We start from the raw sequence: 22750 nt of genomic DNA, 5'->3' as shown, positions 1-22750 counted from the left end.
CTTTTGCAAGCTGTATTATTCTATCTGCAACATTCATCCAATCACCTTCTTTAAACAGTGGTTTGACTTTCATGCCCTTAGTTATACGTTTTAGGGCATGAAAGTCAATTCGGCCCACCTACCCATAGTGCTTCTCCATCAGTAGCAGTTTTTCTCCTAGTGTGCAGTCTTTATTCCTTTGTTTGTATCCAATTCAAATCCAATCTGCCAAAATCCCATATCCATCATTTTCATTTGTGGATATGGCAATCCTTCAACTTCCATCTTTTCTCTGACAGGTTCGAGTCGGGTGGCATTTTCCTCATAAAAGGTGACAAGCTGCATTACGGACTTAATGTTATAATTTCCAGTTGCTATCTTCTGGTTCTTTATTCCTGAAATAAAATATCTATCGTATGCCGGAACGCAGCCGAGTGTTCCCATAAGTATTTTCGTGATGAGTGTAACGGACAATTTATTTTTTAATTCTTGCTCTTTTACTTCGTGCCTGATTCTATCGTAATACCGCTCTAGGAATGAATTTATATCCTGCAGCAACTTTTGGTTGCTATCATCTTTGAAACCGATACAATCAATCCCAGCTAAAGCATCATATTTTTCATTTAGCAGTTCTTTTACTACTGGAATATGTACTTTATAATCTTTCTGCAGCAAAAATGCTGAGCCGCGATACATTCCCCAACTTGCTAAATAGAAAGCCAGTTGTAAACTCAGATAATCATAATCAACTTCTTTGGATCCTCTTGCTTTTATGAAATGTGAATAGCAGTGTTCCCAAGAACGATATCGACCGTTCTCATCAGCCTTCAAATTATTATAAAATTCTGTTGATGATTTAATAATCAAATCCACTGTATCCATGCTACTCATCACCTATCCATTGCCCGTTTCTATCTGCTCTCCATCTTGGAAGCCCTAAATTGTAAACTTTTCTATCAGTCACAGTGAAGGCAAATTTTGCTCAAACTGAATCCCGCTGTAATTCACCTTCAGACATATTATTCCGCTGTAACCGATTTATAGTAATTTCCAAAATCTGCCAGTGCATCAATAATCGGCAGCAGTTTTTCTCCTAGTTCCGTCAGACTGTAATCAACTCTTGGCGGCATTTCCTGATAATCATGCCGATGTACAAGACCGTCATCCATCATCTGTCTTAGACTGTCAGTCAATACCTTCTGGGAAATTCCTTCCAGATTTCGCTGTAATTCATTGAATCTCCACGGGCGTACTCTCAAGTTTCGTATAATCAAAAGTTTCCATTTGCCACCTACAAGTGCCACTGCTGTTGCCACCGGGCAAACCGGAAGTTCGTCTTTTGTTTTCATGCAATTGTGCCTCCCAAAAACTGTGATTGCTCGCAAAAATTATAGCACATTCATTTTTGAATGTGTAGTTACAAAAAGGTGCGTACTTACCTTTGAATGCACAGCATTCTCTCACCGGTGCAGAAATCAGTATCAACGATCTTCCGGCAGGAGCTAACGTTCCTTTCGTGCACTCTCATAAGAACAATGAAGAAGTTTACGGCATTTTTTCCGGTAAAGGAAAAGTCATTATTGACGGAGAAGAAATTGCTCTCACTGCAGGTGATTGGATAAGAATCGCACCTGTTGCAAAGCGTCAGTTCTTCGCGGCAGAAGATGAAGGAATTTCTTTTGTCTGTATTCAGAGCAAAGAGAATTCTTTGGAAGGCTTTACAGCTGATGACGCTGTAGTATATTAATACCCATCAAGACACAACAAGCTTCTCACCACAGGGTATTTACCAATGGTGGGAAGCTTGGTTTTTAGATCCAAAGACGAATTGGTAATATGACAAAGCACCGATCAACTTGTGACCGATGCTTACGCAATTAAACGCTCCACTTCTGTTTATTTATTTAAAATTATAATGCCTTCGATATCTCGACCACCGTAGAATATTCGTGCCACTGTAACTGTCCTCTCTTTATCATCGACAAGATAATACACAGAACAAGAAGTTCATTCGCAATATACGAATAGATTTCACGTAAATCACCAAGTGCATCTACAGAATAACCGACATTGTAGTTATCCGTCATATGCCAAACTCCTTTGCAAGTACCGCATCGACTTCATCTGCAGAATATACCTTTCCTGCTTTGATGGAATCAACACCCTTCTGGAGTTCTGCATCAAGTTCTTCTCTGGTCATTGCACCAACGGCTAATGGCTTAGAAGAAGGAAGTTTCAATTCAAACGGCATACCCTTTTTCAGTACAATCTGACTATAAAGCATCTGAATTGCACTGGATGAAGAAATGCCAAGCTGAGAAAGAATGCTCTCAGCATTATCCTTGAGATTAGTATCTATCCTTGCATAAACAACGGATGTATTTGCCATAGTATCGCCTCCTTTTTCTTTATTATATTTGTTTTTTGCTTGCAATTGCAAGCATTTGCATAAATTATTTTGTGACGAAACTTTGAATTTAATACGCCTCTTAAGGCAAAAAGGAATATTTATGGGATTTTTATCGGGGCTATTTCATTCCAGAGAAGGGAAAAATATCATTATGACCGGCAATCCGGGAACCGGGAAAACGCATACGGCTATTGGAAGTTGCCGATTTGTTCTGTGTATCAAAATTTATATGCCTAATCAATTTTTTCTGTAAGTTCGCCTCCGCCGGCATACATTCTTCTGTCTTCCGTCGGGACACGCCAACATTGTCCGGATTTTTCGAATTCTTCAAATGATTTGTATTTATTTTCGTACCCATAATACATCTCGTTCTTCATCCTGCCAAAGAATGTTTCCATGCAAACCCTGATCCGAGTGAAATATAAGGCCCTTGAGGTTGGAAAATTTGTTAAACGCCTTCTTTAACATACGTTTAATCTGCGCCGGATTCGGGCTTTTGGCAAGATCAAATGATATTTTTCTTTTGGACGCTTACCCATAAGACCAGCTTTGTGCATCAGGCGTTGTACTCTTTTATACATTGAGAGCTTTGCTCTGTTTTTACCGGATAAATTGGTCAGCACCCGCCGTCCCGAAGCATCTTATTCATGGAATAAAAATTCGGAGACTGCACCATTTCGGATACCCTCCAATGTTCTATCTCATCTGCGTATGCCGTTATCTACAGCCACCTCCGAGAAGGCTCGTATTGGCTGCATTTACGATTGCCTGCACGCCATGGTTCTTTGTAATATCTCCGCGTACTGCTTCAAACTTTGTCTGTCTTTGCAGGATCAAGTCTTTCATCCTTCCACTGCATACAGATGTATTTTCTTATCCAGTCCGGGTCCTCATAATGACCGAATTCACTCATCTGACATCCATGGCAAAGATCGTCTGCCATCTCAATAATGACATCTATCAGTTCCAGGTTCGTCTTCCACTTCTCCTCTATGGCATCATATCCCAAAAGCGCACCGAGAATATTACCGGTAACCGCTCCAGTGGAATCACTGTCGCCCTTATGATTAACCGCCGAAATCACACCTGCCGAGAAGTCATCCTGATGACGAAGCGCACAGTAAAGAGCAATGCCGAGAGTTTCCTCTGCAACCCAGCCCTCGCCTAACCTGTGGATATTATCAAGATCATCCGCCTTGTTTCCGGACAATTCGATTGCCAAATCAATAATATCGGTAAGCTCCTTCAGATGCTTGTCTCCCCGGAATATCTCTGCCACCTTGTCTCTGGCTTCAATTACGATATTCTTAAGAGTTTTCTTTTCTTCGCCGAAAACGATACAGTTGATAATGTGCGTCACAATAGCCGCTGGCATATAACCAAGGGAATGCCCATGGGTGATAGCTGCGATCTGGGCGCCTTCCATGTCCAGTGTACCCATCTCCATATGCTTATAATTCACCGCGACCGGAGCCACTCTCATGATACCGCCGCAGCCCTTGCTTTGATTCTGTGGCTCTTTCACATAATCGTTCACAAAGTCTTTACCGTTCTTCTGAGCGGAAAGCGCAGACAGACAGGTATTTCCCGGTGCTCTGCTGCTATAAAGCTCCGGCACATCCGCAAGCCATGACCTGCAGGAATAATTCCCTCTGCGCTCCTGTATTCTCTGCTTATCGAAGGGACACTCCTGCGTATAAAGCCAGTCCTGATATGCCTGTGTAACATAGTGTCTTGGCCAGCCTTGGATCCCTCTCATTGCTCCTCGTGTATCTCCCACAAGGAGCCCATTCGCCGTAAACAGAGTCATCTGAGTATCATCGGAAATCAGAGCCTTCCCAGTGAAACTGTCCAGCTCATATTCTGTGATTCCTCTCTCACCGTATTTACCGAAGATCTGCTCTTCTCCCTGATCCTCTTCATGGCTTCATCCATTTCCTGCTGATCCTCATCTCGGTAAAAATTATCGAAGGCAAAATTTCTATAAAACTCTTTAAAATTATACTAATCCTGCGTCCGGTCAAGCACCGCAAAATCAATCCTGCGGAACAGGTCCTTCTCTCTTAATTTATTGTAATTCATTTCCTTCAGTGCTTTATAGAAAAGATCTGAGATTACATGCGCATCATTACCGAAAGCACCACAGCCCCAGGCTCCAAGAACAAGATGCCTGTACCCGAGATATGCGACGCATTTCAGCATTCCCATGATCCGGTTATATACCATATCCTCATACTCAGACTCGCTCATTCCCTCCTTGCCATGTGATATCATCGGTGCGGCGCAGGTAAGGACAGAAACGACTACTGTATCGTCCAGCAGGTCACCATTCGCATCTTTTATAATTTCTACATAAGGCGTGATCATCCCTGGTAAAAAGATACGTATCGCCAAGGCGTTTTCTGGCAAGTGCAAAAGAATCTATATTTTCACAGCCATGTCCGCAACGTCCAATCACAAACGGCCTGCTGAACTCAGGATCAGAACAATTTTTCTTCACCGCTTCCGGCAGGTACACCTGTATCTCCTGCATTTCTTTTGCGGAAAGTTTCAGCTGTATCCTTTTGCCATTTTTTTCATACCAGCCCTGTTTTAAGATCTTAAGCGTATCCTCCAGCATAGCGATTTCTTTTGATCTGTCTCTCATGAGTCCTCTCCTTCCCCAGATTTAATTGTAAGTTCGCCTCCACCGGCATACATTCTTCCAAGACCGCATAACCTCCTTTATAACATTGTTTATTTTTCAAGAATTTGCGGATCAAGGAGAAAGTCATAAATGTTTACAGTCAAGATACCATAGTCATCATAATAGGGCTGCACAATATCTTTTGTGATAACAATCTTTTTGAAGGAATCATCAATTTTCCTGAACGGTCTGATTTCCTGAGTGCGTTTCGTTTCATCTGGCAGCGAGTATGCCGACTGGATATAGTATCTGGATGAACCAAGATTGCATACAAAATCAACTTCAAGCTGTTTACGGATAGCCTTACCTTCCTGATTCCTTTCTGCAATTGGTATTACGCCCACGTCCACACTGTAACCACGCATACGAAGTTCATTATAAATTACATTCTCCATAGAATGAGTCTGCTCAAACTGACGGAAATTGATTCTAGCATTGCGAAGACCAAGATCGGAAAAATAATATTTCTTAGGTGTTTCAATATATGCTTTTCCTTTAATGTCATATCTTTGTGCTGATTCAATCAGGAAAGAATTCTCAAAATAATCCAGATATTTCTTAATGGTAGCGGAAGTGATTCTGGATTTCTTTACCGTCTTGAAAGTATTCTTCAATTTTTCTGGGTTGGTCAGCGAACCAATGGCAGAGGAAAGAATATTCAGAAGATCTTCCAATTCTCCGATATTCCTCACTCGGTTACGTTTGGTAATATCTCGAAGATAAATTTCATTGAACAGATTCTGCAATGCAATAGCCTTATCGTTTGCTCCCTCACGAAGAACAACCAGAGGAATACCGCCATATAGCATATATTCAGATAATCCCATGTACTTATCCCCGCTGTAAATGGTCATAAACTCAGCAAAACTCAGGGGATACATATGAACCTCGTCACCACGACCGGCGAACTCGGTGGCTATATCTTTAGACAAAAGTTTTGCATTACTTCCTGTCACAAATACATCCATATTATCTTTGCGAAGATAGCCATTCAAAACAGCTTCAAAACAATCCAACATCTGAATTTCATCAAGCAGCAGATAATACATTTCTTCACCTACAACTTTGGAACGGATATAAGCCATAAACTTTTCGGGGTCAACTCCACGCTTTTCCTTTTCAATCTGAATCAGGCTTTCTCCAATCAGATAAAGATCATCGGCTGAATCAAAAGCAAAGCGAATGATGTGGTCAGCATCAACTCCGCTTTCTAATAAATGATGATAAAACAGATTATTCAGTAAATAGGATTTTCCACATCGACGAATACCAGTAATTACCTTAACCAATCCATTATTCTTTCTTTTTATCAATTTATCCAAATAAAAATCTCTGCGAATCTCCATCTTAAGTCCTCACTGTAAAAGATTTTTGCAACATGTTGCATTTTTCTATTCTAGTATATCCGAATGGACTTCAAAAATCAATATATCAGTCGGACATTGAAATAGATTTTTGTAACTTGTTGCATATTTCTATTCCACAATCATATTATATTCTTTAGAAGCAGTGTTTATCCCGCATTTTCTGGAAATTAAGTAAAAGAAAAAGAGCATATGGAATTGAATCCATACACTCTATAATTACTGGAACTTTATTTCAGCCGAAATCAATACTATTATTGACTTAACAATACTCTTTCACATATAGAACATCATTTTCTGTAGATGCCAAAAACAGATTTTTATCAAATCCGCTATTATTTCTTCCCCCACACATATTTGATTGGATTGGCATTCCCAGGCGGAAAGAACAATGATGCTGACTTATCAACATATTTTTTTCGAACTGGGACATCAGCTATTCGACCGACAAATTCATATCGATCCGCCACACCCTCCGCATCGCGCGAATCTTTACGTTCCATGAAGGTAGCCTTTGCAGGTAGCCACTCTGCCGGAGCATATGCTTCGAGAACCATGCCATCATATACAGAGAGAACATAATCAACTTTTCTCGCCTGCTCGATGTTCACTTTCCAATATCCACGGGTGGCTTCATATAGTTCAAGAGGAGTCATATCGTTGCGGTACAGCTTGTTGATTCTGATGAACATGATGTTATCCGTCACATCATTGGGATCCAATTCCTCATGACTGTAGCGTGCATCCAGTGTCGATACTTCTATCTTACCGTACACACTGGACTCGTGTCCCCGCTGACGATTGGTAAGGTTTTCTATGCCAATCAAATCTATTGCAGCAGCCTCGACCTTAAAAGCAGTTTCTTCATCGAGACCGTGGGCAAGGATTTCAATGTTTGGCTCCTTTCCTCTGGCTTTGATATCATTTATCTTTCTGACCTTCTCATTTTCTGATTGATCATCCATATGATTGAATACCCGGTTCCCTTTCCCTTTTCCGACATAGAAGGGTCGGCGGGTATCGGGGTCAGAATATACGTAAACATAGTATCCAAGCGCTTCTATTGTCTTATGTGAAAACCCTTTAATCATAATACCCTCACATGAAAAGTTTTTTTATCAACTCAACTACCCAAAAGACAGTCTTGTCCACTCCACTACCCACTTTTTTTCAGTTTTATCCACTCTACTCTCCCTTTGGCAAAACTTATCATGGGTAGTGTTTGACAGAACTTGTCTATACAACGAATCCCGTCCCGAAACCAACCGCTCTGCCTTCGCTGCCGCTCGGCAGTCGTGGGGTTTCTCTGGCGGACTGCATCTCAGCTGCTCAGACTTCGCTTACGCTCGTCTTCATTGGAGACAGCATGTCGCAGTAGGCCGCGGCCAATCACCCTTCGCCTCCGGCTCGGGTTCTTGGGCGTCCCTTGCGGACTGCGCCTCAGCTGCTCAGACTTCGCTTACGCTCGTCTTCATTGAAGACAGCATGTCGCAGTAGGCCGCGGCCAATCACCCTTCGCCTCCGGCTCGGGTTCTTGGGCGTCCCTTGCGGACTGCGCCTCAGCTGCTCAGACTTCGCTTACGCTCGTCTTCGCAGGAGGGCGCATGTCTCCACATGCATCGTCCAGGCGAACATCTCTACCGGGGTGGCTTCTTCAAATACATAGCCGTTTTGCTGCAGGATTTTGATATCTCGAGCCAGGGTGCCGGCGTCGCAGGAGATGTACACAATGCGGTCGGGCTGAATGGCGGAGACGGTTTCCAGAAGGCTCGGGGCGCAGCCGCCGCGAGGGGGATCCAGAATGACGACTTTACTGCGCTCCCGAAGGTTGTCTTTGTAGAGGTAATCGGCATAGAGCTTGTCCTCGGAGTCCAGGAGTTTCGGGAGGATTTCTTCGGCCCGGCCGGTATAGTAACGGGCGTTCACGATTCTGTTGATAACGGCGTTCCGGTTGGCGTCCAGAACAGCGCCGGGCACTTCTTCGATGCCCACAATCATGGCCGCTTGATCTGCCATGGACAGGCCGATGGTGCCGATGCCGCAGTACAGGTCGAAGACCACTTCTTCGCCGGAGAGGCCGGCGTATTCCCGCGCTTTTTCGTAGAGGCGGGTCATCTGGTTGGTGTTCACCTGATAGAATGCGGAACCGGAGATCTCGAACTCCAGATCCCGGCCGGCCACCTGAATGCGGTCGTTAATGGTTCTTTTGCCCGCAAGAGGGATGTAATCCTTGGCGAAGTCGTGGATGTCGCCTTTTTTCACTTCCAAAATCACGCTTTCCAGTGCGTAGTCTTCCGATACTTCATTGATTGCGTCGTCCATGGCGTAGACGATGTCCTCGGCGTTGGGAAGCTGCTTTCCGGTGACGGTGAGCACCACCATGATTTCACCGGTGCCCTCGCAGGCTTTCACCGTAACCTCCCGGAGTTTTGCGGTGTTGCTCTGCTTCGGAGGCTTCTGGTTCCGGCCCCGGCCGTACCGCCTCGGCTCTTTGTAGACGGTGATTTTGTGCTGTTCAATGAGGCGGCGGATGGCATCGGCCACCGCCATCACCGGTTCTTTCTGAAGCATGCAGTCATCGATGTCCACTACCCGGCTGCTTCCTCTTTCCCGGAAGCCGACCGCCGGACCGGCCGGGCCGTCGTACACGGCAAAAGTGGCTTTGTTCCGGTAATGCAGGTCCGGTTCTTCTCCGGCAACCACAATATCCCGAACCAACGGATGTTCCAGTCCGCCGATTCGGGTGAGTTTGTTTTCCACGTGTTCTTTTTTCATGGCGAGCTGCGCTTCGTACTTCATGCTCTGGAGGGAGCAGCCGCCGCAGCGGCCGAAGTACGGACACACCGCTTCTTCCCGGTTCGGCGACGGGGTGAGGATTTCCTCCAATTCCGCCACCGCATACCGCTTCTTGTCCTGTACGATTTTGCCCCGAACGGTGTCTCCCGGAATGCTTCCGTCCACGAACACCGTCAATCCGTCGATATGGCCGATGCCTTTTCCGTCATCCGTCATATCCGTAATGGTGAGTTCCACCACTGTACCCTTATCCATTGTTTCTCTCCGCTGTATATTAATTTCGTTATTCGCTCTTCTGTTCCAGCGAATCCGCCAGAGCTTTGATTTTGGCGAACCGTTTGCTGACCGCCGGTTTTTTCACCGGTGGGGAAAGCATTTCCCCGATTTCACCCAGATTGGCATCCGGACGTTCCAGGCGAATTCTCGCCACGTCCCGAAGTCCCGGGGACAAGGAGTCCAGTCCCACCAGGTCTTCGATGCGCTGAATATTCCGAATCTGTTCCTCCGAGGCGCTCAGGCTTCGGTCCACGTTGGCATTGTCGCAGTTGGAAATCCGCTGAGCTTCGCCCCGGGTGCTTCGGTTCACCTTGATTCCTTCGAAATCCAAGAGTGCCTGGCTGGCGCCGATGATGCCCAGTATATCGCTGATGTAATCCGCCTTCTTGATATAGACGATGTAATCCTCCTTCCGGCGGGTCACATTGGCGGAAAGGTCCACAAAGGAACCGATGAGTTTCTTCAGGTCGTTCGCCACCTGCTCGCTGGTGAGCACGAATTCCAGGTGATAGCTCCGGTTAGGATTGGAAATGGTTCCGCATCCCAGGAACAGCCCCCGCAGATAGGCTTTCTTGCAGCATTTCTTGCTGACGATGGGCTGGTAGATTCCGTCGCTCAGATAGTCGTTTCCCTCTCGAATCAGCATCATGCCCGTTTCCCTCAGAATCTGAGAGCTCTTCTCATCCGGACTGATGGTGAGGGAATACCGATATCCGTTGCGCCCCGGCATCTGGGATTCTTCCATCTCCAGCCGGGCGTTGCTGCCGAAATACTCCTTAATCAGGGTTTTGTAATGCCGCGCAATGGCCGGGTTTTCCGTGGAGGCCACGATGATGAACCGGCCGCCCCCCGCCAGACGCAGGCTTCCCGATACCCGAAAAAAACCGGAAATCTCCGCCAGCATGTCGCATTTTTTTTCCACCTTAATTCGGGCGAGCTCCGCCTTCACATCTGCAGAAAATGACATTTATTTCTTATCTCCTTTTGCAATAAAATCAAGATCGCGATGGGTCACCGTCGTCCGGTATCCCTTCTCGCTGAAAATTCGGCCCAATTCGTTGGCCACCGCCACGGACCGATGGTGTCCGCCGGTGCAGCCCACGGCCACGTTCAGATGATACTTTCCTTCCTTAATGTAGCCCGGCACCAGATCCTCCACCAGGCCCACGAAATCCTTCAGGAATTTCTTCGTGATGTCAAACTTCAGGACGTAGGAAGACACCTTCTTGTTGTTTCCGGTGAGCTTCCGAAGGCTCTTTACGTAATACGGGTTCGGGATGAACCGCATGTCGATCTGAATATCCGATTCGTTTGGAATTCCGTATTTGTAGCCGAAGGACGTGAGGTTGATGTTGAACACCGATCCGCTCTCTTCTCCCAGAATAATCCGGGAAAGCTGCAGGTTGAAATCCGACACCTTCATGTGGGTGGTGTCCAGGATGAAGTCCGCTTTATCCCGAACCTTCTGCAGCATATTCTTCTCGTCCTCGATGACCTTTACCGTCGCTCTGCCGCCGGTCAGAGGGTGATTGCGCCGGGTTTCATTGTAGCGTTTCACGATGGTGTTGTCCGATGCTTCCACGTAGAGCAGGGTGCTGTCCACCCCTTCCATCTGGCGCAAGGTATCCACGCAGGTTTCCAGCTCATCGAAAAACTCGCCGCCCCGAATGTCCGCCACGAAGACCGCCTTCTCTATGGAATTGCTGCTCTGGAGGGACAGCTCCAGGAAATTCCGAATCAGCTGCGGCGGCATGTTGTCGATGCAATAATATCCCTGATCTTCAAACCAGTCTGCTGCACGGGTTTTTCCCGCACCGGACAGTCCCGAAATGATTACCACTTTCATTTTTAGCGCTCCTTAATATTTATAATTCTTCCAAAATCCAGTCCTGCTTCTTCCGCCCGTTCCAGCGCCGCTTCCACGCCGCCCACCTGGGAAGGTTTGTGGGCATCGCTGCTCACCACATAGGTGACATCGAAATTCATGGTCTGCCGAATTTCCTCTGCGGTCAGGTGAGAATGGCGGCTGTTGATTTCCAGCCGGGTGCCCCGCGCTTCACAGGCTCTTCCAATTTCCTTCATATTAAAAGGTCCCTTATCTCCGGGATGGGTCAGAATCCGAATGGGATTCTCGTAGATGGCCCGAAGCGCCATTTCCGTGTTTCGATTCTCCAGCTGCTGCCGGCTTCCCGACGGATAAATTCCGGCGGAACAGATGGGGTTCCGAATCATATCCCCTTTGGGCACGCCGTGGTGATACCCGGCATTGATAAAATCAAATTTCTCAATGTCTTCCGGTGCGACATCCAGACCGTTTCCGGAATGAATAATGTTCGCTTCCACGCCCAATTGAATCTTCACTTCCGGATATTTTCTCGCCGCTTCTGCCACATCCCGGCGCATGTCCGGGAGGAGGGAAAGGTTCAGCCCGTAGAAAATATGTCCCGGTCCGTGATCCGTAATGCCGATTTCCTGAAGGCCCTTCGCTGCGGCTGCGGCCACGTTCTCCTCAATGGTTCCCTTGCCGTGGTAGTACACCAGCAGCCCTTTGGAATATCGGGTGTGGGTGTGATAATCCGCAATCAGCCGGTACCTTTCGGAAATCTCCCGGCTATTCATCTTCTTCACCGATAATCCGAACTTCCGGCTCCAGCTGGATTCCGGAATCTTCATATACCTTCTTCTCTACCAGCTCCATCAGCTGCAGCACATCCGTCGCCGTGGCGCCGCCCTTGTTGATGATGAAACCGGAATGCTTCTCCGATACCTCTGCACCGCCGACGGAAACGCCCTTCAATCCGGATTCCTGAATCAGCGCTGCCGCGTATCCTTCCGCCGGACGCTTAAAGGTGCTTCCCGCACTCGGGAAATTCACCGGCTGTTTCTGCACCCGCTTTTCCGTCAGCTCTGCAATCCGTGCCTGAATGGTCTCGGCATCCTCCGGCTGCAGTTTCAATTCTACTTTTGTGACAATCTCACCGGTGCGCTGGAGACAGCTGTTCCGGTAGGCGAATTCCATCTCCGCCCCGGTGCGAACCGTTTCTTCCTTGCCGTCCGGCGACATCAGCCACACCCGGGTTACGATGTCCTTCATCTCGCCGCCGTAAGCGCCGGCATTCATGTAGATGGCACCGCCGATGCTGCCCGGAATTCCGCTGGCGAATTCCATTCCCGCCAGTCCGCTCTTCGCCGCCAGGGAGCTCACCGAGGAAAGCAGCTTTCCGCTTCCCGCAATCACCGTATCCCCCTGCACTTCGCAATCCTGAAATTCTCCTTCCAGATGAATGATCACCCCGCGATAACCGGAATCGCGGAACAACAGGTTGGAGCCGTTTCCGATCAGCATGTGGGGAACGCCCTCTTCCGTAAGAAACGAGAGCAGGCCGCTCAGCTCTTTCCGGTCGATGCAGTTCACATAATAATCCGCGCAGCCACCCACGCGGAAAGAAATGTGCTTCGCCATGGATTCGTTCTCCAGAATCCGGCTTTCCGGAATTCCCAGTTCCATAAAACTATTTCTGAGGTTTTTCATGATTCTTCAGTTCTTCCCTTTCTATGTCATATTTGCTGTAATCTTCGTATTTTCTCGTAGACTGCTCCTGGTTCTTCCGGCGAAGCCGATCGTTGGTATTCACGCTGATGTAGCGATATATCACCGCAAAAATCGGCACGCCCAAAGCCATTCCGAAGAATCCGAACAGGCCGCCGCCCACCAGCACCGCAATCAGCACCCAGAAGCTGTTCAGCCCGATGGCGGAGCCCACCACCTTCGGTCCGATGACGTTTCCGTCCAGCTGCTGAATGATCAGAATCATGATGACGAAATACAAACATTTCATCGGATCGTCCAGCAGAATGAGAATCGCCGACGGGATGGCGCCCAGGAACGGTCCGAAGAACGGAATCACATTGGTTACGCCCACAATCACGCTGATCAGCACCGGCATCGGCAGGTCGAACAGCAGCATGCACACGTAGGTCAAACATCCGATGATGCAGGCGTCGATAATTCTTCCCACGATGTATCCGATAAAAGTATCATTGATGATTTCGAAAAATTCATAGATTTTCTTCGAGGTGTACCGGCTGAACAGGGAGGTGGTCATCTTTCGACCGATGGCGAACAATTTCTCCTTATAGTTCAGAAGGTATACCGAAATCAGCAGTCCCACAATCACGTTGATGAAGGCATTAATCATGGCAATCAAGCTGTTGGAAACGGTTTCCGCCAGACCCTTGAAGTCGTTTTCCAAAAGATGGGTCTGAATCCACGCGATGATTTCACCCGTATCGGCTTTCGTGAAATTATCGATGCCCTTCACCAGAATCTGGTACCTGGCCAAATGAGTTCCGGCCCACTGATTCAAGTTGTTCATTTTCTCCGGCAGTGTGTTCACCAGGTCTACGATGCTGTTTACGATAGCCGGAAGAATAAAGGTGGAAATCAATACCACGATACCCGCCACAACGGCCATACAGATGACGGATGCCAGCATCCGGGCTTCCGTGAGCGCCCGCTGTGCCGCTGTTCTTTTGTGGCGCTTCGGTACTTTTGTATTGAAATACATCGAACCGAAGCTGTCCGTCAGCAGTTTCCCGTCCTTGTACAGGAAATGGTAAAAACAGCGCACCAGTTTGTTATAGATCGGGCACATCAGAAAGGCCAATACGATGCCGATGTACACCGGGGAAAGGGTCTGATTGATGGTGGCGAACACCGCGTCGAAATGGGTACTTCGAATCAGGCGGTTCACCATCAACAGAACGCTCCCGGTAAAAATAATGGATATTGTTGTTTTCGAATATGGGTTATTCCATAGTTTTCGTAACATGTTTTTCCCCTTCGTTAATCGCTATTTGGACGATGTGCTGTTCTGGCTGGACAGGGTCATGATTCCACCCAGCATGGCATCCTTCAGATCGGAATTGGTGTCCACGTCGGTCTCCCAATCCCCGTCTTCGTTCTTCGTGCACTGGATGGAAACGGTTTTCTTGTAATCCTTCTTGGTCAGCGCATTCATCTTATTGAACATCATCTTGTAGATGTATTCGTTCAGGTCCGTTTTCGATGTGAGTTTGCCGGAATTGGCGTCCTTCACCACCTGCTGATACATCTCCTTGTAGGCGGTTCCGAAATTGTAGGTGGTAATCTGCACCTTTACCGTTGCAGCATCGCCATCCACCTTTTCATCCTTCACCTCGTAATCGAAGTCCTGAATCTTCTCCACCAGCTCCTTGTATTCCTTCTGATATTTCTTTGCCACATTCTTATCGCTGACCAGAGAGGAAAGCTCGGTCTTCATCTGCTCCTCTTTCACCTGCTGCATCTGTTTTTCCACCACCGCGGTCGGAGTGTTGGACCTTCCGCATGCACCCAAAGCCAGCACCATGGAGGCCATCAGCACGGCGATTGTAATTTTTCTAAATTTCTTCATTCTTATTTTCCCTCCGGGAGGCGTCTCCGCTCTCCGTCAAACACAGTGATGCCGGCACGATCCAGTGCAGCCAAATATACCGATGCGTATTTCCGAGACGTGTTCAGTGTATCTCGGAAGTCCGCCAGCACGAAAGAGCCCTCGGCTCCCGCCGTACGCGCAGCGGCCGCCACGCGGTTCCACCCCTCCTGCGAAATATTGTAGGACGGATCTACCTTCACCAGAACGCCCTCTTTATAAAGGCGGTCGAAAATGGCGTTGATGACTCTCTTGTCGGAATCCAGCGCGTAGATTTCATCGTTCTTCGGAATTTCAATTCCCGCATCTTTGTAGATTCCGGCAATGCGTTCCTTCAGCTTCTCCTGCTCCGGCGTCAACACCGCCTCGAAGCCCTGCATGGATACGGTTTTCCCGCAGTCTGTCAGCATGCCCAGATTCATCAGCCGGTGAACCGCACCCAGAATAATCTTGTCTTCCTGAATATGCCAGGTATCCCGAAGCCGGCTCTGCAGCTCCTGCTTCGGCATTCCCTCTGCCAGCGGATTGCTTTCGTGGTATTCCTGAAGCAGCTGAATCAGGCGATCCGTCATCATTTGGAATTTGGATGCCGCCAGAATCGTGCCATCCTCCAGCTCTACCAGTTTGTCCTCCTCGATGCATCGTTCGATTTCCCGATTTCCGGTTTCCGGAAGCATGCCCAGCTCTTGCAGCAGCAATTCTTTGGAATAGAACTTGTGTCCACCGGTCTTCAGCACAAAAATATCCGAGATATTTCCGCTCTCCAGCATCCGGAATCCTTCCAGCACGTTCTCCCGGTTCCGCTTGTGCTTTTCCGGCACCGCGTCCAGAATCTGTCCGCCGCCGATGGTGATGATCGGTGAATAGAAGCGGATGATGAACCGGTCTCCCCGTCTCACCGCAATCGGTTCCTCCAGGCGGAACTGCACGTACGCCTCTTCCCCGGCGGACAGCGCATCCCGGTCCATCAGGATAACCTTGGTCAGCACCTCTTTGCTTCCGCAATACAGGTGCACCCGGCTGTTGTTCAGCACCATGCGCTCGCTGCTGTCAAAAATCTTCAGCTTCACGTCCAGCATCCCGGTAACGGACACTGCGCCCTTCGCCGCGATGACGTCGCCCCGGCGGATGTCCTCTTTCCGCACCCCGCTCAGGTTGATTGCGGTCCGCTGTCCGGCTACCGCCTGCTCTACGTCGTTTCCATAGGTCTGAATTCCGCGAATCTTGGCCGGCGTCTCTTCCGGAAAAACATGAACCTCATCGTTCAGGGAACAGGTTCCGTCCATTAACGTTCCGGTTACCACCGTACCGAATCCGGATTTGATAAAAACACGATCCACCGGAAGTCGAAACATTTCCGGCGCTTCGATCCGTTTGGACTCCCGGTCGCACTTGCGGATGATTTCTTCTTTTAGGAGATCGATATTCTCTCCGGACTTGGCAGAAACGGGAATCATCGGTTTTCCTTCTAAGAAGGAACCTTCCACGTAATCCCGGATGTCCTCCTGAACCAGTTCCAGCCATTCCTCGTCCACCATGTCCGTCTTCGTGATGGCAATGATTCCATCATCGATGCCCAGCGCCTGCAGGATTTCAAAGTGTTCCCGAGTCTGGGGCATGATGCCCTCGTCGGCCGCCACGACGAACAGGACGAAATCGATGCCGCCGATACCGGCCAGCATATTCTTGATGAACTTCTCGTGGCCCGGAACGTCGATGACGCCGATATTGTATCCCGCATCGTTGGGAATGTGGGCAAACCCCAGTTCAATGGTAATGCCTCGCTTCTTCTCTTCCTCCAGCCGGTCGGTGTCGATGCCGGAAAGGGCCTTAATCAGGCGGGTTTTTCCGTGATCCACGTGGCCGGCGGTTCCGATAATTATGTTCTTCATCTATTACTCCATTCCTTCAAAGGCATCTGCAACGGTTTGAACTTCCTCTTCTCCGATGGTGCGGACGCAGAGGAGCAGCCGGTCATCGTGAATTCTTGCTACGATTGGCATGTCGTTCTCCCGAAGCTGTTTCTCCATGCTCGGCGTGGAGATGTCATCCGAAGAAACGGCCACGCCGAATCCCGGCAGGTACACCATCGGTGCGGAGCCGCCACCGATCTGGTCCTGTACCGGAATCACTTCCGCATGCACCCGATTGTTCTTTGCTGCAATTGCCTCGGCCAACTTGTTCGCTCTTCGCTCCATGGAATCCGCCGGTTCCGTAATCATGTGGAGAATCGGAATATCTCTCATGGCCTTTTCCGTGTCTCTGTATTTCTTCAAGGTTTCTTCCATTGCGGCGAAAGTCATCTTGTCCACCCGAAGCGCCCGGGCCAGCGGATGTTTCTTCATCTTCTCGATATATTTCTTTTTGCCCACGATGATGCCCCCCTGAGGACCGCCCAGCAGCTTATCGCCGCTGAACAGCATCACGTCGATGCCGGTGTTCAGGGATGCGGGAACATTCGGCTCGTCCAGGCCGTATTTCTGAAGGTCTACCATCAGTCCGTTGCCCATGTCAAAGATGACCGGCAAGTCGTGTTCCTTTCCGATTGCCACCAGATCCTCCAGGGATGCTTCTTCCGTAAAACCCATAATCCGGTAGTTGCTGGTGTGAACCTTCATCAACGCGCCGGTCTTCTCCGGATCGATGGCATTGACATAATCCGAAGGTTTTGTCTTGTTGGTGGTACCGATATCCCGTAAAGTAGCACCGCTCTGTTCCATAATATCCGGAATTCGGAAGGCGCCGCCGATTTCCACCAGCTCCCCTCGGGACACGATTACTTCCTTGCCCTCTGCCATTGCCGACAAAACGATCATGGTGGCGGAGGCGTTGTTGTTCACCAGCATGGCATCCTCTGCTCCGGTAAGTTCGCAGATCAGCTTGGACACAATGTTGTGACGAGAGCCACGTTTGCCGGCTTCCACGTCGTATTCCAGATTAGAGTATCCTTTGGATACCGCCGCCACGTTTTCCACCGCTTCCTTGCAAAGAGGCGCTCTGCCCAGATTGGTGTGAAGAATCGTTCCCGTAGCGTTGATTACCGGATACAGATTGTTGCAGTCCTCCTGCTCCATGTATGCGATTACCCGGTTGGCCACTGCCTCGATATCCATCCGTTGGATATCGAATTCTTCCAGCTCTTCCGGGCTCATTTTCAGAATTTCGTTTCGCAAATCCTGAATGACGCTGCGCGCCGCCTCCGTAACGACGGTGCGGCCGGCGCCGGCGAAAAGAAGTTCCAGCCCACCGGCCTTCAGCACTTCATCTATCTTCGGAATTCGTCTGAGAATTTCATTTTTTTTCATAAAGGTCTCCTCGTTTTTTACACACAATTTCAACCTATATAATACCACAAAGAAGGGGGCATTGCCACAGGGAAGCGCGGGCCGGGATTGTTCCTGCCTTCGCCTTTCTCGAGGGTTTTCTGCGGTTCTTTTCAGGGATGGGGAAAAGCGGACGGAACGCCAGTTGAAGTGATTGAGTTCTAATTGTATTGTGCGTTATTTGTGCACGCAGTCTCATGTGCCTAGAATTTCAAAGACGATTCACGTTTTTTGACCGGAAACCAGAAATCAGAAATAAGCGTGAACTCGATCCGAAATTCTAGGCATATTAAATTATCATCATCAGCAAAGCTCTAATTCCCTGATGTTCCTTGCCGGGGCGGCTCCCGCTCTTTCATTCGCAGATGAAACGAGAGAAAGCGGTAGTCAAATCCTCCGGAAGAACCGACAGCCCAGTGTTCGCAGTTGGCTACGGATTGCTCGGAAAACCTGTTCTTTTGTCAAAAAATGCGCATTAGAAAACCGCCCGTAGGCGGCTTGTTGTAATTAATGACTATCCAGGTACTCTCTGACCTTTAGCATGTACCGGTTATCATTCAGATATTCAATTTCTTTCGGAGTAATGTAATCCGCATAGCTTTCCGGCAAATCCCCGATGATATCCATCAGCTTATCACTGTCCACATCTTCGCCGTTTTTCAGGCATGCGTACAAGTACTTTAAAATTTTGCATACGATTACATGATAATCGTTCTTTACCATTTTAGTTTTCTCTTTACTATGTAAATGTGAAACTCACTTCGTCATTATTTTAAATACTCTTTTTCAATATCAAACCCCAATCCCAACGCTTCGACATCATATCCCGCGCATGGAGTTCATCGGGCTCCAGCCGATTACACTCCATGCATTACGTCACACTCATTCCCTTGTATCTCAACAATATCAAGGATTTATTGGCGGGAGTACGTGGGAATCGAACCCACCCATGACGCTCCTAACGCCACATAGCGGTTTTGAAGACCGTAAGGCACACCAGCACCTATCTACTCCCGTAACACAGCTATAGATTTTATCATTGTTAGGGCTATAACGCAATAGAAAAAACAAATTTGTTCTATCATTTTTTTCCGAGTAAGCTATCTTTGAGGAAGTATCATGTTTGACTTTTATTTCCTATTAATATAGTATGTATTTTGGTATGTTATGCGAAGGAGGATACTATGATTTATCTGGATAATGGTGCCACATCTTATCCGAAGCCGGATGTTGTGGGAGATGCAGTATACGATTATATAAAAAATGTTGGTAGCAATATCAACCGCGGCGGATACGCCAAGGCCTACTCCGCTGCCGGCGTTGTGCTGGAAACCCGAGAGATGATTAGCAAAATGATGAACGGTTACGGTTCCCGGTACACGATTTTCACGCCGGGCAACACCTATTCTCTGAATTTCCTGATTAAGGGACTTGCCCGGAAAGGCGATAAGATTCTGATTTCCGGCATGGAACACAACGCCGTGTACCGCCCGGCATATCAGCTGGAGCAGGAAGGCCTGATTGAAGTAGGCTATATGCCGTGCAATGAGCGCGGAGAATTGAAGCTGGAAGAAGCCCTGGCCATGATTGATGAGTCCGTTCGGGCAGTGGTGATGGTTCACGCATCCAACGTCAGCGGCACGCTGATGCCTATCCGGGAGGTGGGACAGCGCTGTCACGAGAAGAATGTTCTTTTCTTCGTAGATGCCGCCCAGACTGCAGGAAACGTGCCGATTGACATGAAAGCCTGCCACATCGACGGTCTCAGCCTGCCGGGACACAAATCCATGCTGGGACCTCAGGGCATCGGGGCCCTTCTCCTGAACCCGGCGATAACCGGAGAATTAACCCCGATTATTTCCGGAGGAACCGGAAGCCATTCCGATATGGCGGAGATGCCGGAGGAACTGCCGGACCGTTTCGAAAGCGGAACCATGAACCTGCCGGGTATTTTTGGACTGCACGCATCCGTCGGCTGGCTGGCGGAGCATCAGCAGGAGGTTCACGAACACGAGCAGAAACTGGTAAAAAGAATGCTGGACAGTATTCGGGATGTGGAGGGAATCCGCATTGCGGGTATGCCGACGGAGGAAGGCCGAGTCGCAGTGGTTTCCGTGGATTTTCTCAATGGCGATAACGGCATGATTGCCTTTCAGCTGGAGCAGGAATACGGCATCATGACCCGGGTGGGACTGCACTGTGCCCCACTGGCCCACAAATCCCTGGGCACCTTCCCGGAAGGAACCGTTCGATTCTCCATCGGACCGTTCAACACGGAGGAAGAAATCGACACGGCAATTGAAGCCATCCGCAAATATGCACAGGAATCCAACGAGTAATTTTAACTATTGAAAAAAACTATAGGAGTTAAATTGTCTATGAGTAACAACGAAAAAATGGCCTGCCCGATTCCGGGGATTCCTCAGAAGGTACGGCTGACAGAAATGACCAGCGCCGGCGGCTGAGGCGCTAAAGTAGGGCCGGGAGTCCTAAGCGATATTCTTTCCAATTTGCCGAAAATCAAAGATCCGAACGTAATGGTCGGATTCGACAGCAGTGACGATGCCTGCGTCTATCGGGTTTCCGATGACGTTGCACTGATTAACAGCATCGACTTCTTCCCGCCGATTGTAGATGATCCGTACATGTTCGGTCAGATTGCAGCGGCGAACTCCCTCAGCGACATCTACGCCATGGGAGGCACTCCAAAGCTGGCCATGAACCTGCTCACCTTCCCGAACTGCCTTCCAATCGATGCGGTAGAAGCCATTCTCGCCGGAGGAAACGAAAAGGTCAATGAGTGCGGTGCCATGATTGTTGGCGGTCACAGCATCAACGACGATGAGCCGAAGTACGGCCTCAGCGTCACCGGTTTCGCCCATCCGGATGACATTCTCAGCAACAGCGCCGAGGAAGAAGACTATCTGGTAATCACCAAGAAAATCGGCATTGGCATTCTCACCTCTGCCGCAAAGGTGGATTTGCTCACACCGGAAGAGGATGCGGAAATGAACCGTACCATGGCAGAGCTGAACAAGTACGGCTATGAGGGAATGCAAGGGGTAAAAATAGACGGCTGCACCGACATCACCGGTTTCGGTCTGATTGGTCACGCCGCGGAAATGGCCAAAGCCGGAAACGTCACACTGGAACTTTACGCGGAACGCGTGCCTATTTTTGACAGAGCCTTGGAATTTGCTGCAGACGGCATCATTCCGGCCGGCGCCCACAATAACATGTCCTATTTGGAAAAGGACGTGATGGATTACACCATCCGGGTACCGCAGGAGCGCCTGGATTGCTTGTACGATCCACAAACCTCCGGTGGGCTTCTCATTGCCTGCAAGAAAAACGAGTTGGAAAGACTGCAGTATCAATTGGGGGAAAAGGGCTGCCAGAACGCCGTAATCGGCCGTTTCAAGAAGCGCACCTCCCACGCCATCGAGATTCTCAACAAATAAATATATTCTATACGAAAAAAGGTGCGGCATAAGCCACACCTTTTTTATATGGAAAACACATCAATGAGAAAAAACATACATTATTTCTTATTTCTCTTTCGACCACCTGCCGGCCGTCTCTCCAGAACGTACTGTTTAAAGGATTCCGCCACCGGAGACAGCGCCACGCTCTTCATGTTGATCATGTAGAAATCCCGGTTCGCATTGAAACCGTTGATATTCACCGCACGAATGCCTGGTGAACTCAGCTTCGCCACGGTCTGTTCCGACAGGATGGACACTCCCAATCCCGACTCCACGGAGCGAATAATCGCATCCAAATCGTTGAACATTGCCACCACTTCGAAACTGGTTCGATCGTATCCCTTTCGTATCACCGCATCCTCGAAGGATTTCTGCGTTGCGGAACCGTTTTCTCTCCAAATAAACGGCAGCCCCACAATTTCTTCAATATCCACTTCCTCTGAATCCGTGAACATGCCGTTCGGCACCACCAGTACCGAGCGGTCGGAGAACAATTTGTTGTATTCCAGATTCGGGTTGTTCCCCTTCTCCCCCACAAAACCAAGTTCGCCTCGGCGCTCGCAGATGTTGCCCGCTACAGTCGCACTATCGGACTGATCCACATAGAACATGGTCTTCGTATGTTCTTTGCGAAATCCCGCCAACATCTCCGGAAGAAAAGTAATTCCAGGAATGGATGAAGTCTGAAGTTCCAGAACCCCCTCCACCTTATCGCTATCCTTGTCCAGCGCATCAATCGCCTGTGCCCGGGTGTTCACCATTTCTACCGCATACTTGTAGAACTGACGCCCCTGGGGTGTCATTTCCACAATACGTCCCTTCCGATCCAGAAGTTTCGTCCCCAGCTCCTTCTCCAAGATGCTGATGTGCGTGCTAATAGTAGGCTGCGTAAAGAATGTCGCATCTGCCGCTCGGCTGAAACTCTTATACCGGACCACGTTTACAAAAGCTTCAATCTGTTTAAAATCCATATCATCC

General features: G+C 48.7%; 23 protein-coding genes and 1 tRNA gene. 3 read left to right on the top strand and 21 right to left on the bottom strand.

Annotated features, from left to right (window positions below; translation table 11 throughout):
- Nucleotides 1–156: 156 nt before the first annotated feature.
- The gene (locus FYJ65_RS06265) at nt 157–861 is read right to left on the bottom strand and encodes a hypothetical protein (protein WP_154554494.1); all 705 of its coding nucleotides are present in this window, start codon (nt 859–861) and stop codon (nt 157–159) included.
- 137 nt (nt 862–998) lie between these two features.
- Nucleotides 999–1328 carry a winged helix-turn-helix transcriptional regulator gene (locus FYJ65_RS06260; RefSeq protein ID WP_154554493.1) on the bottom strand — a complete coding sequence of 110 codons (330 nt, stop codon included), beginning with the start codon at nt 1326–1328 and terminating at the stop codon, nt 999–1001.
- 92 nt (nt 1329–1420) lie between these two features.
- Between FYJ65_RS06260 and FYJ65_RS06255 the strand changes: the two genes are divergently transcribed.
- Nucleotides 1421–1726: a cupin domain-containing protein gene (locus FYJ65_RS06255; protein ID WP_154554492.1), complete on the top strand. Its 306-nt coding sequence runs from the start codon at nt 1421–1423 to the stop codon at nt 1724–1726.
- A gap of 336 nt (nt 1727–2062) precedes the next feature.
- Here FYJ65_RS06255 and FYJ65_RS06245 read toward each other — a convergent pair whose 3' ends face one another.
- From FYJ65_RS06245 to FYJ65_RS06160, 18 genes are all read right to left on the bottom strand, one after another.
- Nucleotides 2063–2368, bottom strand: a complete 306-nt coding sequence (locus FYJ65_RS06245) for a type II toxin-antitoxin system RelB/DinJ family antitoxin (protein ID WP_154554491.1) — start codon at nt 2366–2368, stop codon at nt 2063–2065.
- Between the two features lie 139 nt (nt 2369–2507).
- The gene (locus tag FYJ65_RS10045) at nt 2508–2747 is read right to left on the bottom strand and encodes a hypothetical protein (protein WP_235898216.1); all 240 of its coding nucleotides are present in this window, start codon (nt 2745–2747) and stop codon (nt 2508–2510) included.
- A gap of 450 nt (nt 2748–3197) precedes the next feature.
- Nucleotides 3198–4286, bottom strand: a complete 1089-nt coding sequence (locus FYJ65_RS06235; protein ID WP_328603042.1) for an ADP-ribosylglycohydrolase family protein — start codon at nt 4284–4286, stop codon at nt 3198–3200.
- A 107-nt stretch (nt 4287–4393) separates the two neighbouring features.
- Nucleotides 4394–4756, bottom strand: a complete 363-nt coding sequence (locus FYJ65_RS06230; RefSeq protein WP_154554488.1) for a TIGR02452 family protein — start codon at nt 4754–4756, stop codon at nt 4394–4396.
- Entirely contained in the window at nt 4713–5036 is a 324-nt protein-coding gene (locus FYJ65_RS06225; RefSeq protein ID WP_154554487.1) for a hypothetical protein, read from the bottom strand. Before FYJ65_RS06225 ends, FYJ65_RS06230 begins: the two co-directional genes overlap by 44 nt.
- 89 nt (nt 5037–5125) lie before the next feature.
- A complete protein-coding gene (locus FYJ65_RS06220) occupies nt 5126–6421 on the bottom strand; it encodes an ATP-binding protein (RefSeq protein ID WP_154554486.1) in 1296 nt (431 codons plus the stop codon).
- A 353-nt stretch (nt 6422–6774) separates the two neighbouring features.
- Nucleotides 6775–7530 (bottom strand): LEM-3-like GIY-YIG domain-containing protein, encoded by a 756-nt coding sequence (locus tag FYJ65_RS06215; protein WP_206157336.1) that lies wholly within the window; start codon nt 7528–7530, stop codon nt 6775–6777.
- Nucleotides 7531–8017: 487 nt separating this feature from the next.
- Complete coding sequence (rlmD, locus tag FYJ65_RS06210) at nt 8018–9490, bottom strand: 23S rRNA (uracil(1939)-C(5))-methyltransferase RlmD (RefSeq protein WP_154554484.1); 1473 nt, start codon at nt 9488–9490, stop codon at nt 8018–8020.
- 28 nt (nt 9491–9518) lie between these two features.
- On the bottom strand, nt 9519–10478 hold the full coding sequence (whiA, locus tag FYJ65_RS06205) for a DNA-binding protein WhiA (protein WP_154554483.1): 960 nt from the start codon (nt 10476–10478) through the stop codon (nt 9519–9521).
- On the bottom strand, nt 10479–11357 hold the full coding sequence (gene rapZ / locus FYJ65_RS06200) for an RNase adapter RapZ (protein WP_154554482.1): 879 nt from the start codon (nt 11355–11357) through the stop codon (nt 10479–10481). It abuts the gene before it with no gap.
- Nucleotides 11358–11359: 2 nt separating this feature from the next.
- Nucleotides 11360–12130 carry a PHP domain-containing protein gene (locus tag FYJ65_RS06195; RefSeq protein ID WP_235898219.1) on the bottom strand — a complete coding sequence of 257 codons (771 nt, stop codon included), beginning with the start codon at nt 12128–12130 and terminating at the stop codon, nt 11360–11362.
- On the bottom strand, nt 12123–13019 hold the full coding sequence (murB, locus tag FYJ65_RS06190; RefSeq protein ID WP_235898215.1) for a UDP-N-acetylmuramate dehydrogenase: 897 nt from the start codon (nt 13017–13019) through the stop codon (nt 12123–12125). The genes FYJ65_RS06195 and murB overlap by 8 nt, the downstream gene beginning before the upstream one ends.
- Before the next feature lie 4 nt (nt 13020–13023).
- The gene (locus FYJ65_RS06185) at nt 13024–14343 is read right to left on the bottom strand and encodes an AI-2E family transporter (protein WP_154554479.1); all 1320 of its coding nucleotides are present in this window, start codon (nt 14341–14343) and stop codon (nt 13024–13026) included.
- A 21-nt stretch (nt 14344–14364) separates the two neighbouring features.
- Nucleotides 14365–14946 carry a DUF5105 domain-containing protein gene (locus FYJ65_RS06180; protein WP_154554478.1) on the bottom strand — a complete coding sequence of 194 codons (582 nt, stop codon included), beginning with the start codon at nt 14944–14946 and terminating at the stop codon, nt 14365–14367.
- A gap of 2 nt (nt 14947–14948) precedes the next feature.
- Entirely contained in the window at nt 14949–16856 is a 1908-nt protein-coding gene (gene selB, locus FYJ65_RS06175; RefSeq protein ID WP_154554477.1) for a selenocysteine-specific translation elongation factor, read from the bottom strand.
- A gap of 3 nt (nt 16857–16859) precedes the next feature.
- On the bottom strand, nt 16860–18269 hold the full coding sequence (gene selA, locus FYJ65_RS06170; RefSeq protein ID WP_154554476.1) for an L-seryl-tRNA(Sec) selenium transferase: 1410 nt from the start codon (nt 18267–18269) through the stop codon (nt 16860–16862).
- A gap of 525 nt (nt 18270–18794) precedes the next feature.
- The gene (locus FYJ65_RS06165) at nt 18795–19010 is read right to left on the bottom strand and encodes a hypothetical protein (RefSeq protein WP_154554475.1); all 216 of its coding nucleotides are present in this window, start codon (nt 19008–19010) and stop codon (nt 18795–18797) included.
- Between the two features lie 195 nt (nt 19011–19205).
- Nucleotides 19206–19302 (bottom strand) — tRNA-Sec (locus FYJ65_RS06160).
- Nucleotides 19303–19471: 169 nt separating this feature from the next.
- Here FYJ65_RS06160 and FYJ65_RS06155 point away from each other — a divergent pair.
- Together FYJ65_RS06155 and selD are read left to right on the top strand one after the other, a co-directional pair.
- Nucleotides 19472–20626, top strand: coding sequence for an aminotransferase class V-fold PLP-dependent enzyme (locus FYJ65_RS06155; RefSeq protein WP_154554474.1), 1155 nt, complete (start codon nt 19472–19474; stop codon nt 20624–20626).
- Between the two features lie 105 nt (nt 20627–20731).
- Complete coding sequence (selD, locus tag FYJ65_RS06150; RefSeq protein ID WP_235898218.1) at nt 20732–21748, top strand: selenide, water dikinase SelD; 1017 nt, start codon at nt 20732–20734, stop codon at nt 21746–21748.
- Between the two features lie 80 nt (nt 21749–21828).
- Here the strand turns inward: selD and FYJ65_RS06145 are convergent, their stop codons facing one another.
- Nucleotides 21829–22743: a selenium metabolism-associated LysR family transcriptional regulator gene (locus tag FYJ65_RS06145; protein ID WP_154554473.1), complete on the bottom strand. Its 915-nt coding sequence runs from the start codon at nt 22741–22743 to the stop codon at nt 21829–21831.
- Nucleotides 22744–22750: the final 7 nt, after the last annotated feature.

This window comes from Mogibacterium kristiansenii, from assembly GCF_009695905.1.
GTDB lineage: Bacteria > Bacillota > Clostridia > Peptostreptococcales > Anaerovoracaceae > Mogibacterium_A > Mogibacterium_A kristiansenii.
Note: the sequence above shows the minus strand (reverse complement) of the source record. Positions and strands in the feature narration are given on the sequence as shown.